The organism is Pseudomonas sp. 05N36 (genome assembly GCF_056397385.1).
The window spans coordinates 19,683-35,296 of record NZ_JBFTNH010000011.1 but is presented as its reverse complement, the minus strand read 5'-3'; the positions used below and the strand labels follow the sequence as shown (position 1 = coordinate 35,296).

Annotated in this window: 13 protein-coding genes; 2 read left to right on the top strand and 11 right to left on the bottom strand. The window is 60.8% G+C overall.

What is annotated here, in order from left to right; translation table 11 throughout:
• Window positions 1-69 precede the first annotated feature (69 nt).
• On the top strand, window positions 70-1,497 hold the full coding sequence (locus AC1DIH_RS15340; protein WP_477772304.1) for an FAD/NAD(P)-binding protein: 1,428 nt from the start codon (window positions 70-72) through the stop codon (window positions 1,495-1,497).
• Window positions 1,498-1,525: 28 nt separating this feature from the next.
• On the opposite strand, the gene AC1DIH_RS15335 is transcribed toward AC1DIH_RS15340, so the two are convergent.
• The 3 genes from AC1DIH_RS15335 to AC1DIH_RS15325 form a co-directional block, all read right to left on the bottom strand.
• Complete coding sequence (locus AC1DIH_RS15335; RefSeq protein ID WP_477772303.1) at window positions 1,526-2,641, bottom strand: Gfo/Idh/MocA family protein; 1,116 nt, start codon at window positions 2,639-2,641, stop codon at window positions 1,526-1,528.
• Between the two features lie 326 nt (window positions 2,642-2,967).
• Window positions 2,968-3,735, bottom strand: a complete 768-nt coding sequence (locus AC1DIH_RS15330; RefSeq protein WP_477772302.1) for an SDR family oxidoreductase — start codon at window positions 3,733-3,735, stop codon at window positions 2,968-2,970.
• A 35-nt stretch (window positions 3,736-3,770) separates the two neighbouring features.
• Window positions 3,771-4,838, bottom strand: coding sequence for a phosphotransferase family protein (locus AC1DIH_RS15325; protein ID WP_477772301.1), 1,068 nt, complete (start codon window positions 4,836-4,838; stop codon window positions 3,771-3,773).
• A 189-nt stretch (window positions 4,839-5,027) separates the two neighbouring features.
• Between AC1DIH_RS15325 and AC1DIH_RS15320 the strand changes: the two genes are divergently transcribed.
• Complete coding sequence (locus AC1DIH_RS15320; RefSeq protein ID WP_477772300.1) at window positions 5,028-5,420, top strand: DUF4280 domain-containing protein; 393 nt, start codon at window positions 5,028-5,030, stop codon at window positions 5,418-5,420.
• A 57-nt stretch (window positions 5,421-5,477) separates the two neighbouring features.
• Here AC1DIH_RS15320 and AC1DIH_RS15315 read toward each other — a convergent pair whose 3' ends face one another.
• The 8 genes from AC1DIH_RS15315 to tssE all read right to left on the bottom strand — a co-directional run bounded on the left by AC1DIH_RS15315 (window position 5,478) and on the right by tssE (window position 15,607).
• On the bottom strand, window positions 5,478-6,020 hold the full coding sequence (locus AC1DIH_RS15315; RefSeq protein ID WP_477772299.1) for a toxin-antitoxin system YwqK family antitoxin: 543 nt from the start codon (window positions 6,018-6,020) through the stop codon (window positions 5,478-5,480).
• Between the two features lie 13 nt (window positions 6,021-6,033).
• Window positions 6,034-8,043, bottom strand: coding sequence for a type VI secretion system Vgr family protein (locus AC1DIH_RS15310; RefSeq protein WP_477772298.1), 2,010 nt, complete (start codon window positions 8,041-8,043; stop codon window positions 6,034-6,036).
• A 42-nt stretch (window positions 8,044-8,085) separates the two neighbouring features.
• A complete protein-coding gene (locus tag AC1DIH_RS15305) occupies window positions 8,086-9,051 on the bottom strand; it encodes a hypothetical protein (protein WP_477772297.1) in 966 nt (321 codons plus the stop codon).
• Window positions 9,052-9,290: 239 nt separating this feature from the next.
• Entirely contained in the window at window positions 9,291-9,782 is a 492-nt protein-coding gene (locus AC1DIH_RS15300; RefSeq protein WP_477772296.1) for a nucleic acid/nucleotide deaminase domain-containing protein, read from the bottom strand.
• A gap of 66 nt (window positions 9,783-9,848) precedes the next feature.
• Entirely contained in the window at window positions 9,849-12,398 is a 2,550-nt protein-coding gene (tssH, locus tag AC1DIH_RS15295; RefSeq protein WP_477772295.1) for a type VI secretion system ATPase TssH, read from the bottom strand.
• Window positions 12,399-12,400: 2 nt separating this feature from the next.
• On the bottom strand, window positions 12,401-13,426 hold the full coding sequence (gene tssG / locus AC1DIH_RS15290) for a type VI secretion system baseplate subunit TssG (protein WP_477772294.1): 1,026 nt from the start codon (window positions 13,424-13,426) through the stop codon (window positions 12,401-12,403).
• Complete coding sequence (gene tssF / locus AC1DIH_RS15285; RefSeq protein ID WP_477772293.1) at window positions 13,390-15,180, bottom strand: type VI secretion system baseplate subunit TssF; 1,791 nt, start codon at window positions 15,178-15,180, stop codon at window positions 13,390-13,392. Before tssF ends, tssG begins: the two co-directional genes overlap by 37 nt.
• Window positions 15,164-15,607 (bottom strand): type VI secretion system baseplate subunit TssE, encoded by a 444-nt coding sequence (tssE, locus tag AC1DIH_RS15280; RefSeq protein WP_477772292.1) that lies wholly within the window; start codon window positions 15,605-15,607, stop codon window positions 15,164-15,166. Before tssE ends, tssF begins: the two co-directional genes overlap by 17 nt.
• Window positions 15,608-15,614 lie beyond the last annotated feature (7 nt).

Here is a 15,614-nt window from a genome sequence, read left to right as displayed (position 1 = left end):
ACAGATCATCGGTCCCGATAACCATCCAGTGATACATTTCAGACATTCCCCTCGATCCGTGAGAACCGCATGACTGAAAACCCTGGCGGACAGGCAACAGACATTATTCGCAACGCCGACATCCTGATCATCGGCGGTGGCCTGAGCGGCGCGTTACTGGCCATGCAGTTGCTGCGTTTGCCCGGCAAGCGTCAGGTGCTGGTGATTGAGCCCCGCGCCGAGTTGGGTCGGGGCGAGGCTTACAGCGCGGTTGAGCTGGGCCATACGCTGAACGGCAACGCCGCGCGGATGGGTGTCGACCCGGACAACCCCGATGACCTGACTCAATGGCTGACGGCATTTATTGCGAACGGCGGCTGGCCGGAGTCGGGCCAGCAGTCGGTGCCGGTCGCCGAGTTGTTCCCGCCTCGCGGCATGTTCGGCCTGTATGTGCAGCAGCGGTTGGCCGAAGCCCAGGCCGTCGGCGCGGGTTATGGCTCAAGCGTCGAACATGTGCGCGGGGAAGTGCTCGACCTGCAAACCGATGAACACGCCACGTTACTGACCTTGAGTGATGGCTCGCGGTTGCGCGGCGCTTTTGCGGTGCTGGCGACTGGCTTGTTTCCGGCTGCGCGGACCCCGCAAACCGAGTCCAGTGGCTTGAACGCTGCAGCCGTCGATCCTTGGGATGTGGCGGCCATGACGCAGCTTGATCCGCAGTCGACGGTGTTGATCATCGGTTCGGGTCTGACCATGGTCGATGCGGTGGTGTCACTGGAGCAGGCCGGGCATCGTGGGCCGATCGAGGTTTTTTCCCGTCACGGCTTGTTGCCGCATGTGCGTCGGCAACCGCCGGCGTGGGTGGATTTTCTGGCCGAAGATCCCGACATTCGCAGCCCGCGTCAGCTGATGCATGAACTGCGGCGCCATTGCCGTGCGGCGATGGCGGAGGGTATCGACTGGCAGGCGCCGCTGGATACCGTGCAGGCGCATATCGGGCGGCTCTGGAGCCAGGCAACGGATGTGCAACGCCGGCAGTTTGTGCGGCATGTGCGGCCATGGTGGGAAAGTCATCATCATCGCTCGCCGCCCTTGAGTGCGGAGCTGGTGGCGCGTTTGCACCAGGAAGGACGGCTGCGGATTCAGGCTGCGTCGTTCAAGGGCCTGGCACCCTCGGGGGAGGGGCAGGTGAGCATTCGCATTCGTCTTCGCGGTGAGTCTGAAGTGACGGTGGTCAGTGGCGATGCGCTGATCAACTCCAGCGGCATCGAATACGACTGGCGCCGGGTCGCCCGACCTTTGCCGCAGCAACTGCTGGCCCGCGGCTTGATACAACCGGGGCCATTGGCGCTGGGGATCGCAGCGGATCCGAGCGGGGCGGTGATCGATGCCGAGGGGCAGGTTGCCCAGCGCTTGTTCGCCATGGGCCCACCCCTGCGCGGAATGTGGTGGGAAAGCACGGCAGTGACCGACGTGGCGAGCCAGGCCAAGGCGCTGGCACTACGCCTGGTGCGCTGAGCGTTGCCATGACGCAGCGCTGGAGCGATCAGACCTCCCTGATATTGACCCAGCGCTGCTCCCGCGCTGCCAGCCGAATCGCCGCTGCCAAGCGCTCCACTTCCCAGGCCTCCTCGAAATCCGTGCCGTCCTGGCCTTGTCCGGCCAGGGCCATGATCAGCGCATGCACTTCCAGCGTCTTCAACTCGTTGTAGCCCAGTTGATGCCCTGGCGCAGGGCTAAACGCCGCGTAGCCGGGCAGGTTCGGTCCGGCCAGTAAACGCTGGAAACCGTCCTGGCCGGCGCGGCACAGGCGCAACTCATTCAAGCGCTCCTGATCGAACGCCAGGGTGCCCTTGGTGCCGCTGATCTCGAAACTCAGATGATTCTTGTAGCCATGCTTGAGCCAACTGCTGCTGAAGGTGCCACGCGCGCCGTTGGCAAAGCGCAGCAGGGCTTGGGCCTGATCGTCGATGGCAATGCTGCGTTGTTCCAGGCTGCCCGCCGTGGCTGGACGCTGGCGGTGCACCGTTTGGGTATCGGCACACACTGCCTCGACATCGCCCACCAGATAGCGCGCCATGGCCAGCAAATGACTGCCCAGGTCCGCCAGCGCGCCGCCGGCATGTTCGGCCTCGCAGCGCCAGGACCATGGCGAGTTCGGGTCAGCCATGAAGTCTTCGCTGAATTCGCCTTGAAAGCTGATGATCTCGCCCAGCTCGCCGTTTCGAATCAGCTCGCGGGCTAAGCCAATGATCGGGTTGTGCTGGTAGTTGTAGCCCACGCGGGTGACCACGCCAGCGGTTTTGGCTGCCAGGTGCATGGCACTGGCCTGCTCAAGACTGACCGCCAGTGGCTTTTCGCAGTACAGCGGTTTGCCGGCGGCGATAGCAGCCATGGCCATCGGGTAATGAAGATGGTTCGGTGTGGTGATGGCGATCAGGTTGACCTTGGGATCGTCGATCAACTGTTGCCAGTCACTGTGAGCCTGTTCGAAGCCCCAGGCCGTGGCACACGCTTGTGCACGAGCGGGATCGGCGTCGGCAAGCGCGGCGAGGCGCAGCGTGAAGGGCAGTTCAAACGCCGCGCTGACATTGCGAAAGGCCAGGGCGTGGGCACGGCCCATGAAGCCTGTGCCGATAAGTCCGATTCCGAGTTCGCGCATAACAGGGTCCTTTGGATTATTGTTTTCAGGATGCCTAGTTATGGAATAAATATTCTCTAAATGCAAACAATGGAATTAAAATTCGCTAAATTCTGGGGGCGCCCCTTTTCCCGTAGCAGCTGCCGAGCCCGCGAGGCTGCGTTCGGCTGCGGAGCAGTCGTAAACCCGGTGTGCGGGATCTGTCTGATGTACCGCGCGTTCTGATTTTACGACTGCTTCGCCCGAGCGCGGACCGAGCCGAACGCAGCCTCGCGGGCTCGGCAGCTGCTACGGGAGTAGTCCTGCATTGCATTTATGTAGATACCTATGCCACAGGAGACAGAAAATCAGGACAGGAAACCACCGTCCACATTCAGCGAAACCCCAGTCGTATAACTCGACGCATCACTCGCCAAATAAAGCACTGCCCCAGCCATTTCACTCGGATCCGCCACACGCTTGAGCGGAATCTGTTGCAACGCGGTCTTCAGGATCGCGTCGTTTTTCACCAGCGCCGAGGCAAATTTGGTGTCGGTCAGGCCTGGCAGCAGGGCGTTGCAGCGGATGCCGAACTGCGCGCACTCCTTGGCAAAGACCTTGGTCATGTTGATCACCGCCGCCTTGGTCACCGAGTAGATGCCCTGGAAGATGCCCGGCGAAATGCCGTTGATCGAGGCGACGTTGATGATGCTGCCACCACCGTTTTCGCGCATCAGCTTGCCGGCTTCCACCGACATGAAGAAGTAGCCGCGAATGTTCACGTCGACGGTTTTCTGGAAGGCGCCGAGGTCGGTGTCCAGCACGTTGCAGAACTGCGGGTTGGTCGCGGCATTGTTGACCAGGATGTCCAGGCGACCGAATTGTTCGCGAATACTGGCGAACACTTGAGTGATTTGTTCCATTTCACCGATGTGGCAAGCGATAGCGGTGGCTTTGCCGCCGTCAGCGATGATCGCGTCGGCCACGTGCTGGCAGCCGTCGAGTTTGCGACTCGATACGATCACGTGGGCGCCTTGCTGGGCCAGTAGTTTGGCGATCGCTTCACCGATGCCACGGCTGGCGCCGGAGACGAAAGCGATTTTACCGTCGAGGTCGAACAAATGGGTCTTGGACATGGTTTTTCCTTGAGGTGGGCAGGCGCCGGGCGCGATCAGAGGCTGGATTTCTGGATGACTTGCAGGCTCATCTGCTCCAGCAGCTTGTTCATGTGAATGAACTGCGCGAAGCGTTTGTCCTGGGTCTGGCCATGGAAGAAGCGGTAATAGATCTGCTGCACGATACCGGCCAGGCGGAACAGCCCGTAGGTGTAGTAGAAGTCGAAGTTGTCGATCCGGATTCCCGAACGTTCGGCGTAGTAATCGACGAACTCGCGACGGGTCAGCATGCCGGGGGCGTGGCTCGGTTGACGGCGCATCAGTTGCACCGGCGCCGGGTCGCTCGCTTCGATCCAGTAGGCGAGGGTGTTGCCCAGGTCCATCAGCGGATCGCCGAGGGTGGTCAGTTCCCAATCCAGTACGCCGATGATCTGCATCGGGTTGTTCGGGTCGAGGATCACGTTGTCGAAACGGTAGTCGTTGTGGACGATGCTCGACGTTGGATGGTCGGCTGGCATCTTGTCGTTGAGCCAAGCCTTGACCGCTTCCCAGCTCGGAGCGTCGGGTGTCAGGGCTTTTTCGTAGCGCTCGCTCCAGCCACGAATCTGCCGCGCGACATAACCCTGCGGCTTGCCCAGGTCGGCCAGGCCACAGGCTTGGTAATCAACGCGGTGCAGTTCGACGAACTTGTCGATGAAACTCTTGCACAGGGCTTCGGTTTTAGCGGCGTCGAGGCCCAGTTCCGCTGGCAGTTCGGAGCGCAGGATGATCCCCTTGACCCGTTCCATCACATAGAACTCGGCACCGATCACCGATTCGTCGGTGCAGTGCACGTAGGCTTTCGGGCAATACGGGAAACCGTCCTTGAGCTGATTGAGAATGCGGAACTCACGGCCCATGTCGTGGGCAGACTTGGCCTTGTGGCCAAACGGCGGCCGACGCAGCACGAACTCCTGCTCGGGGTATTCGAGCAGGTATGTCAGGTTCGAAGCGCCACCGGGGAACTGGCTGATCTGTGGCAACCCGCTCAGGCCCGGAATGTGCGCCTTGAGGTACGGATCGATCAGGCTGGCATCCAGTTCTTCGCCAGAGCGGATACGGGTGGACTGGTCAGTAAGCGCCATGCTTATCCCTTCTGCTTATTTTGGAGGCCAGACATCATTGACTAATCTAATGGCGTGCCGGGGGCGCCACAAGCGCGGCAAGGTCTTATAGGTTAGCGTGTTGCCGGATAATCAGCGTTCCTGATGTGCGAGAACAGGCTCGGCGGACTATGGTTCAGAGGAGCATCGCGTCCAGGAAGGAGATTCGACATGGGCTGTCCGCAAGTGTGCGCCACCGCGACCCTGCAATGCAGTTTCGGTGCGGCGCCGGGGGTGCTCAACGTGCTGCCGGTGAACCGCACGCTGACCGGGGGCATGCCGGCGGCGAACATCATGGATCACATTCCGCTGCTGAACATCATGCCGTTTGGCATGTGCATGAGCCCGGCCAACCCAATGGTCGCCGCGGCCATGGCGGCCGCCCTCGGCGTGCTGACGCCGATGCCCTGCATTCCGGCCACTGCTGCCCCGTGGATGCCCGGAGCGCCGACCCTGTTGCTGGGGGGAATGCCTGCCCTCGATGCCAACTGCAGCTTGATGTGCAACTGGGGCGGGGTGATCAAGATCGCAATGCCGGGGCAGATGCAGATGCTGATCCCATGATCCCAAGAGCACCGCTGCCCTGTAGCAGCTGGCGTAGCCTGCTGCTACAGGGCAGCGTCAGGCTTGTGTTGGATCGGCCCAACGCCGATACCACCAGCGCATTCGTGAGATCGGTTTGCCCTCGGCATCCAACGGTCGTCCATCGCTGGCAAAGCCTTGCTCAGGTTCAAGCAACTGGCCGTTGAGGTAGCGGGCGTTGACGGCGGGTTTGCCGTTAGGGTGAAAACGCTGGTAAACCCCTTCACGTACACCGTCGCGGTAATACTCCACTTCAGCCACTTGCCCATCGGGAAAATAGTTACTGGCTTCACCATGCAGCAGGCCCCGACGATACGTGGCCTTGCGTTGCAGCCAGCCTTGCGGCGCATAAAACGTCGCGACACCTTCTAACTTGTCATGCACAAAAGGCAGTTGTGCCGACAACTTGCCATTGGGGTGATACAGCAGGCTCCTGCCTTGCAGTTCGCCCTGGCTGTAATTCAAGGCGGCCTGGGGCTTTCCGGCTTCCTTGATGTGCAGCGGGCCTTCCAGCCGGCCGTCGAGCATTCGTCCGTCGAGCCGGCTGTCACCACGTTCCAGTTCCAGTTTCTCCGATGGCATCCTCGCTCGCTCCTCAATTGACCTTCACCAGTCCGCCCTTGATGGTCAGCATGCCGCCGCCGTCCACGGTCTGTTCGGCGCCGCCCTTGTTGGTCAGGCTGACCCCCGCATCATTGGTCAGCGAAGTGCCGGCCTTGTTGGTCAGCTCCGTGCCGGCCTGATTGCTCAGGGAGGTGCCGGCCTTCTGACTGATCGAGGTGCTGGCCTGGGCCGCCAGATCGGCGCCACTCTTGATCGCGAAACTGCCACCGCTTTGCAGTGTGAGAGTGCCGCTCACCTTGATGGTCAGGTTACCGTCCACCGTCAGGCTGTAATCGCCAGTGACCTTGTGTTCGTAGTTGCCGCCGGTGCTGTGCTTCTGATCGGCACCGACCTTCACCGTGCGGCTGTCTTTGACATCGAGGCTGTCGCTGCCGGTCTGGATCGTCACGCTGCGTTTGCCTTTTTCCAGGGTCACGGTCTCGTCGCCTTCCTTGACCGTGCGGGTGCGGGCGTTCTTTACCGTGAGGATTTCATCATGGCCGACGCTGGCGGTGGTGTCGTTGAGTACGTTGATCTTGAAGTCCTTCTGCGCCTGCAGAAACACCTCTTCGGCGTCCTTCTTGTCCTCGAAGCGCAACTCGTTGAAACCGCCGCCACCTTTGGATGAGTTGGTCTTGATTCCGGATTGGGTCTGGTTCGCTGGCAGCGCATAGGGCAGGGCGTTGTCACCGTTGTAGACGCAACCGGTGACCAGTGGCCGGTCCGGGTCGCCGTCGATAAAGGTCACGATCACCTCCTGACCGATCCGTGGCACGAACTGCATGCCAAAACCCTTGCCACTCCACGGCAACACCACGCGAACCCAGCAGGAACTGCTTTCGTCATTCTTGCCGTCACGATCCCAGGGGAACTGCAACTTGATCCGGCCGTATTGGTCGGTCCAGATTTCCTCGCCGGATTTGCCGACCACCAGCGCCGTTTGCGTATGCATCCGTGGCTTGGGCGTGACCCGCGCCGGGCGATAAGGCGTGGCTTTGGGGATGGCTTCGAAACGGTTGCGGTAGCTGTCGTGACTGGCCTCATGAGTGACCGCCGTCACCACCCAATCGATATTCAGCGTCGCATCATCGTGACCGGCCAGCGTGAACCAGTGCCCCGGTACCAGCCAGCGGCAATCGCTCTCGCCGACAAAGCGCTTTTCCTGACTGCGCAAACCGTCCACCCGCTGCTTGGTCAGCGCATCGCCCCGGGCCTTGGCGTTGTAACCACCCGGATGCTCATAGATGGAGCGCGGCCCGGCCACGGCTTCAGCCTGATCGTAGAGGGACGTGGTCGGTGTGGTGAACTCATAATCCGTCGCCCGATACACCCCGGCCACCGCCTGCACACAGACTTGCCCGGAACGGATGCCATGTAATTCGCGCTCGCCCATTCGTTGCCCGAGATACGTCACCTTCGGCCCGTTGGGGATGGGCACGAAGGCATCGTTACTGTCCCCCAGAATCAGCGTGTGCTTACCGTCTTCATGGGTGAAAAACCAGAAAATCCCTTCTTCCTCCAGCAACCGTGAAACGAAGGCAAAATCGGTTTCGCCGTACTGCACACAGTACTCGCGTGGGGTGTAACTGCCGGTGAGCTTCAACTGGAAATCGGTGAAACCGTGGGCCTTGAAAATGGTGGTGACGATGTCCGAGGTGGCGAGGTTCTGGAACACTCGGTTGTTGCTGGCCAGGGTCAGCCACCAGAGCCAGGGACGTAGCAGCAGTTGATAGCGCTCGGCAGTCGCGTCGGCGGGGAGTTGGCGGATCTCGGCGACCAGTGCATCGAGCGGACGGGTCAGGGCGTCGTTGTGCAGGGTGGTGGTGATGTGGCTGGCGACGGCGCTGGCCAGGGTGAGGGACGCGCCGTCGTTGAGGCCGTTGAGGGTTTGCGAACTCAGGGCGTTAAGCGATTCTTCGCCGGAGATTGACTCAGGATAAAGCGCCGACAGCGAGGTGGCGGTGAGGGAGAGGGTAGTGTTGCTATCAGTTGTGCGGGGCATCGGGTGGTCTCGGCTGGAAACGGCTTGTACCGGTCATCGAACTTAACCTTCTTCACCCAGGCTGGCTGGCTGAGGCGCCGTACTCGAAGAGCTGCTGGCATCGGTAGCGGGTATTGCCGAAGCGGATGCCGGGGCGTACTGCGCCAGTGGCAGCCATTGCAAGGCATCGAACTGTGCAATGGCGTCTGCCGAGGAGTTAGTGACTTGCAGTTTGGTCAGTCCGATGACATAGCTGAGGTGTTCAGCGGCAACGACAGTTTTCGAAATCAGGCCTTCCGGCTGCGAGGGGTCAGATTGACTGTCATTCAGCACCGAGTTATCCAGGCGAAGAATGGCGATCCGATGATGATCACCACCGGAAATCGTATCGACGTACCCGGAGTAGTACTTCTTCAATGCACTGTACTGGAACAAGTAGATGTGTTCGGAAGTGATTGCGTTCTCGGCACGGTAGTAATACTCGCGCTGGAAACTGGCTAATTTGGACAGAAAATGCCCAGGGTGCGTCGTCGAAAAATCCGCGATCAGGCCCTCCCACTGGGTTTTGAACATTGATGAGTTGCGCACAGGCAACGATGTGCTGCTGCTTGAGCTCGACGCTGCTGCACCTGAAACCGTGCTGGGTACTGAAGTCAGTGCGCCAGAGCGGGACTTGAGTGCGTCCAGATAGTCTTTGCAGCCTTGCTCTACTTTGTTGCCGAGGGTGACCTTGTCCACTGAATAGTTGAAGTTGGACTCTGCCCTTATTTCACCGGTGATCACCATGCTAGGAAGGGGCAGTTCACTGGCTGGATAGGTCCGTATCTGATCCAGGTCGGCACCCTTATTGAACAAATACAAGAAGTTGAATTTGTTGAATGTCTTTTGTTTACTCAGTTGATTGGCCAACTGATCGGCGGTGGTGGCTCCCGCGACAGAGCTTGCGGCCCGTTTATTGGGCGGTGCAAGACCCTGGGTCTTTATCCCCGCCAGATTGTTGATATGAGTGGAATGGTAGAGAAAGCTCATGGGCACTCCTGGGATTGACCTACCAGATGATTAATCAATACAGAGAAAAGGGGCGGATTTATCTGCACATGCTTAGGCCACCCATGCAGGGTGATCCAAAATAAATCAGTCCCCTTTTCCACTGTAGGCATTATTTTTGTCCTTTTTTATTTTATGTTGGAAAGCGATGTGGAATGGAAACTGATTTAATTTTTAGCTTGGTCTCTGCAATCCAGTACTTTCAAAAAAATCAGTTTATTTTAACTAAGGTCGGGCTTCTCCCAGTGAACTACATCTGAATCATGATGGGCAGTGTATTTTGCACCTGCATGAACAATCCATTCTGCGCATTTTTTACAACAGGGTTTTGAAACGCCGATGAAAACGTTTGCACTGCTGTATTTCGACGCTGCAAGCTCTTCTAATATTTGCATTTCAGCGTGCATGTGACCGTTACCTCTTTTGATTAGTGCATATACAATATCGAATCCCAACTCGTTGGCCATTCTGATAATTTCATCATCACCAATTCGCTGGGTGTTGGAAGCTATTAACCATTCATTGTTGACAACGGCTACAGCCACGCAGTCCATTTGGATTAAGCTTTGGGATTTTGGTGTTGGTGAGGCGTACCCGGAATAGTTAAGTCCCAATAGATAGCTTGCGACTTTGTCCAGTTGTTGAACGCTGTTCAGTCTGTTGTTGTGATAGGCCTTGTCGCGGCGATTGACGAATTTTCTTGGAGATAGCATATGAACTCCTGAATTTATATCCATAAATAACTTGTATTTCGGGATGCCCAAGGCAAATTAGGTTAACTATTCCAACACCCACTCCGCCAACTTCCCCGTCACCTGCGTCATCAACACATTCTCGACATCCCGAGCACCCGCCGCGCTGCACTTGGCCAACACCGCCTGCACAATCCCGGCATCAAACTCAAACTGTTTCCCGGTCGCAGCTTTGTACCGGCCACGTAATTTCTCCAGTTTCGCCAACACAATCCCTTCCAGCGTCGCCTCATCCAACGGCCGGTACGCCACCACGGTCATGCGCGCCAGGAACGCCGGGCGGAAGGTTTTCAGCAGCACGTTGTGCAGGGCTTCGCTGAAGGCATCGCTGTCCAGGTGCGCGGTCGGTGTGTCGAGCAGCAGTTCGGCGCCGACGTTGCTGGTGGCGAGCATCACGGTGTTCTTGAAGTCGACCACCAGGCCGGTGCCGTCTTCCATCAGGCCCTTGTCGAAGACGTTGTAAAAAGCCTCCAGCACATCCGGGTGGGCTTTTTCGATTTCGTCCAGCAGCACCACGGAATAGGGTTTGCGCCGCACCGCTTCCGTCAGCACGCCGCCGCTGCCGTAGCCGACGTAGCCGGGCGGGGCGCCTTTGAGTTGGCTGACGGTGTGGGCTTCCTGGTATTCCGAGAGGTTGATGCTGATCAGGTTGCGTTCGCCGCCATACAGCGCATCGGCCAGGGCGTAGGCGGTTTCGGTTTTGCCGACGCCGGTGGGGCCGACCAGCAGGAACACCCCGACCGGTTTTTGCGGGTCGGTGAGGCCGGCGCGATACGCCTGCAAGCGTTGGGCGATGGTGTTCAGCGCGGTGCGTTGGCCCATCACCCGTTGGCTCATGCGCTGGCCGAGGGTGCGCACGGCGTGGGCTTCGTCGGCGAGCATCTTGCCCACCGGGATGCCGGTCCAGCCGGCAATCACTGCCGCAACGGTTTTCGCATCGACTTGCTCCGGCACCAGCGGGTCGTCCTGGCGAATGGCGTCGAGGCCGGCTTCCAGGCGCAGCAGTTCGGCGGCCAGATGGTCGAGGCGTCCATCAGTGACGTCGTCCGGTTTGTCGTTGTCGGCGCGTTCGCTCAAGGCCAGCAGTTCGCGCCGGGTTTCCAGCAGCTCGCGCACGGCGACGCGTTCTTCGCTCCAGCGGATCTCCAGTTCGCGAATGGCCTGCACGTTGCTGGTGGACTCGGTCTCGAGCACGGTAATGCGCTCACGGTGATCGAGGCCGGTGGCCTGTTCGCGGCGCAGGCGCTCGACTTCATCCTTGAGGCTTTGCTGGCGATGACGCAGGCTTTCCAGTGGTGGCGGTACGTCGTGTTGGCCGAGGGCGACCCGCGCGCAGGCAGTGTCGAGCACGCTGATGGCTTTGTCCGGCAGTTGTCGGCCAGAGATGTAGCGATGGGACAGTTTCACCGCCTCATGAATCGCCGCATCCAGCACCTGCACGCCGTGGTGCTGTTCGAGTTTGGCGGCGACCCCGCGGAGCATTTCCACGGCAGTGATTTCATCCGGTTCTTCGACCTGTACCAGTTGGAAGCGTCGGGCGAGGGCCGGGTCTTTCTCGAAGTATTTCTTGTACTCAAGCCAGGTGGTCGCAGCCAGGGTCCGCAGTTCACCACGGGCCAGCGCCGGTTTGAGCAGGTTGGCGGCGTCGCTGCCACCCTCGACACCGCCGGCACCGATCAGGGTGTGGGCTTCGTCGATGAACAGGATGATCGGTTTTTCCGCGCTACGGACGGCGTCGATCACCCCTTTGAGCCGCTGCTCGAATTCACCTTTGACCCCGGCGCCGGCCTGCAACAGACCAAGGTCAAGGACTCGCAGACTGACTTCTTGCAGCGACGGCGGTACGTCCCCGGCGGCGATGCGCAGGGCCAGGCCTTCGACCACTGCGGTTTTGCCAACGCCGGGCGCGCCAACCAGGATCGGATTGTTTTGGCGACGGCGCAGCAGGATGTCGACGCACTGGCGAATTTCGCCGTCACGCCCGACGATGGGATCGATGCGCCCGGCATGCGCGTCGGCGGTCAGGTCCTGGGTGAACTGATCAAGTATCGAGTCCTGTTTCTGCTGCGGTTTGCCGGCGGTTGCGGCGACCGAGCGGGCGGCGCCAACGTGCTCGCGGGAGCTTTCGGTCCATTCCAGCAGATTGCTGCGCAGGGCATCCCGAGGAATGCGCAGCAGCGACGAAGCACTGTTGAGCAACAGGCTGCGGCGTTCATCGCGGTCGAGCAGCGCCAATAGCAACAGGCCGGAACGGATGCTCTCAAGGCCAAGCACGCTGGCCTGCACCACGGCGTCTTCCAGCAAGCCGATGGTGTGCGCCGAGAGTGCCGGGGTGCGGGTGCTGCCGGTCTTGAACAATTCCAGGGCCTTGTTGATTTCCGCCGTCAAGGCATCGCGTTCCAGGCCGAAGCGCGGCAGCAGGTAGGCGAAGTCACCGCCCTCGATTTCCAGCAGTTCAAGCAACAGGTGCTCGATTTCAACGTAATGATGACCACGTTGCAGGCAACGCTGGGCGGCCCGTTCCAGGGCGCGGCGGTTGTCCGGGTTGAGGCGTCCGATCAGGCTGGCCAGTTCCATGTTCAGGTGATCTCCAGCTGACGAAGACGAGTTTCGATGCGTTGCATGGCAAGGCTGGATTGGCGCTGCAGGCCGCCGTTCCAGCTCAACAGTGGTGGTGACTGACGACCGAGTTTGATTGGGCTGGCGCCACGCACCAGCAGCACCAGTGTGCACTCCAGGTCCGGACCGAAATACAGCGCACTGAGGCTGGCCAAGGCCGCGTGCGCTTCACCGTCCGGCAAGAAGGCGGCGGCCTGGGCGGATGTCAGCGGGCCGAGGGTCAGACGGATGCCGGCATGTTCGTCCCAGACCCGCGTGCCGGCCACGGCGCTGCGCCCCAGTTGCAGGTTGCGCCCACCGGGCTGCAAGCGGCTGCGACTGGCGGGTGGAATCTCGCGCCAGGCACCTTCATAGGCGCTGAGCTCAACCGGCCATTCGAACTGTTCGCGCACGATGGCGGCAAAGCCTGCGAGCGAACGGCGCCCGTCGGCAAACAACGCGCTGCACGCCAGCACGGCGGCATCGGGAATCGCCTGACGATCGTGCAGGGCCTTGGGCAGCAGGCCGGTCAACGCTCGCAACTGAGCGTGCACCGGTGTTGCGCCAGGCACTGAAAAGCCCACGGCAATCCGGTGTTTGCGCAGCACTTTGTAGAGCAGGCTGAGCAGTCGGTGCTGGAACAGATCGAGGAACTCGGCGGGCGCATAATCCTTGGCGCGGGCACGTTGTTGCAGCCATTCCTGATAGGCGTAGGGCAGGGGGCCGTCCGGCCCGCCGAGGCCGAAAACCGGGGTGGTCAGGGTCGGTTTGAGGTCGCTATCGTCGGTCAGGCTTTCAACCTGGCTGGCGGCGAACAACGGCGTCAGCGGGCCGCGCAGATGCAGCGCTTCAGCCTGCGGTGCAGTGCCGCTACCCAGCGATTCGGCTTGTGGATGCTCGCGTTCGAGCAGCAACAAGGCCTGCAACAACTCGAACGCCTGAGGATCGCGGCGCAGTCGTTGGCTCAGGCTCAGAGGGAGAGCGGCATGCCGGCTTGGGGTTGCCATGCCTTGATCTCCTTGTCCGATTCAACCAGCACCGTACGCACGAAGCGATTGGCCGTGGCATAGAGTGAGAAAAACTGCGCCAGCACCGCTGAAAACAGCACTGCGCTGGTGCCGACAAAATGCTGCGGATCGAGTTGCAGGCGAACCTCCAGTCCATTGCGCCAGCCGCGCCAGGCGTCTTCACCGACATGCGCAATGACGCGCTCGCAGCTCAGGCTCAGCAGGCCTTCGATCTGCCGCAGGGCGCTGGCCTCGTCACGCAGGTTATGCAGTGACAGGATTTCCTTGAGTGCGTCCAGCGCCTGCGGACCTTCGACCAATGACAAATGATTGAGGGTCAGTTGCGATACCAGTCGCCAGCGCGATTCACCGTCCAGCCGCGGCAGGCTTTGCGGGCTCGGCGGATTACGCAAGCGCGCCGAGGCGACCGGCCCCGGCCGCTCGAAACCCAGCGGTGTTCCGGCCGACAGGCTCTGGGCCAGGTGTCGATTGGTGCAAAGCAGCTCGGCGGTCAGGCTCAGTTCCGTCACCTCTTCAAACGGGTCGAGCTGGGTGTCCACCAGGCTCAGCATCAGGTCAGTGCCCAAGCGGTTTGGGGTCATGCCGCTGATTCGCCGGGCGTGCCAATAGCAGCGATGATTGCCGCCGTGCTGGCTGCCGTAATACGCCGGCACACGCTGCACGCCCTGCGAGGTGCTGGCGCGCAGGGCGCGAATGCTGTGGATTTCGACGCTGTTTTCCCGATGGCTGTCGGCAACCAGGCGGTATTCGCTCCGAGTGCCGTCCGGGCGCAGTGGCTCGGAAGTTCGCGGGAACAGGTTGATCACCGGCGTGCAACCGAGCGCGATATCGCTGGCCTGCAAGTGCATACGGCTGCCGGGGGCCTGGTTGAAAACGATGTACAGGTACAGCGTCTGGCTGTCGCTGAGTGCACCCGCCAGCGGCACGTCGAAAAAACTGAATTTGTCTGGAAAGGCAAAGTACTCGGCGAGTAAACGCATCCCCGGATGCACACCGTCTTCATCGGGTAGCAGTACCTCATCGTTGGCGAAACCGACGATTTTCGGCAGCCCGGCCAGCGCTTTTGGTGTGCTGCCGGGCGGCCCGGCGAGGAGCTGAATCGCATGGGCGCCGAGCAAGTCGTAGAGTTTTGCGTTGATCACCGGCGATGCCGCCAGGTGCAGGCGCAACTGCTCGATGCCGAGCTCCGCCCATTGGCTTTGGCCCAGGCAGCGCAGACTCAGGCGCAGCGCCGAGCGTGCCTGGGCGACGCCGGTCAGAGCCTGGGCTTCGTCGCTTCCCAGCAGCAAGGCCTCGTTGATTTCCAGCGGCCAGAGGTGAACGGCGGCACTGGTGCGAAAGTGGATGCTCTCACCGTGGCGGGTGGTGACGTACAACGGCGTATCGCGCGGCAGCGGGTAACCACCGGCCAGGTTGCCCTTGCTCGGATCCGGTTCGAACTGGACGATGGCGCAGGACGGCAGCGGCCGCATGGTCAGCGGATAGAGTTGTTCCAGCAGCGCGTCGCTGAACTCGGCGTAATCGTCGTCGAGTCGCCGTTGCAGGCGCGCCGCGAGCAAGGCGAAACCTTCCAGCAAACGTTCGACATGTGGGTCCGGGCATTCGCCGGGAGACAGCTCCAGGCGTCTGGCAACCTTGGGGTAGCGTTCGGCGAAAATGCTCCCGGCGTGGCGCAGCCAGGTCAGTTCTCGCTGGTAGTAATCGAGCAGTTGCGGGTCAATCGAGTCGCTCATCGCGCACCTCAAGGCCATCGCCGGCGTTCTCGATGACAAATGCGACAGGCCAATGCTGCTTGCCGCTGCGTAGCTCACCTTGCAGCTTGATACTCAGCTGTTGCGGATTTTCGGGGACCGGCGTGACGTCGACCGTGCCGAGTCGCAGGCGTGGTTCGAAGGCGTCGATGGCTTCACGAATCTGCCGCGTCAGTTGACGACGGTCATCGCTGCGCTGTTGCTGCAGTGCAGTCCAGTCAGCGATGCCGTAGTCAATAACGCTGGGTGGCGTGGTCAGCGGGCGCTGGCCACGACGGGTGTTGAATAAACGCAGCAACTCGATACGGACCGACTCCAACAGTGCCTGGCGATCGAACGCCTGCACGGTATCCGCCTCGCTGGCGGCAAGGCGTTCGAACAGCGGCGGCAAAATGCCGGTGCCGGTCATGGTCGGG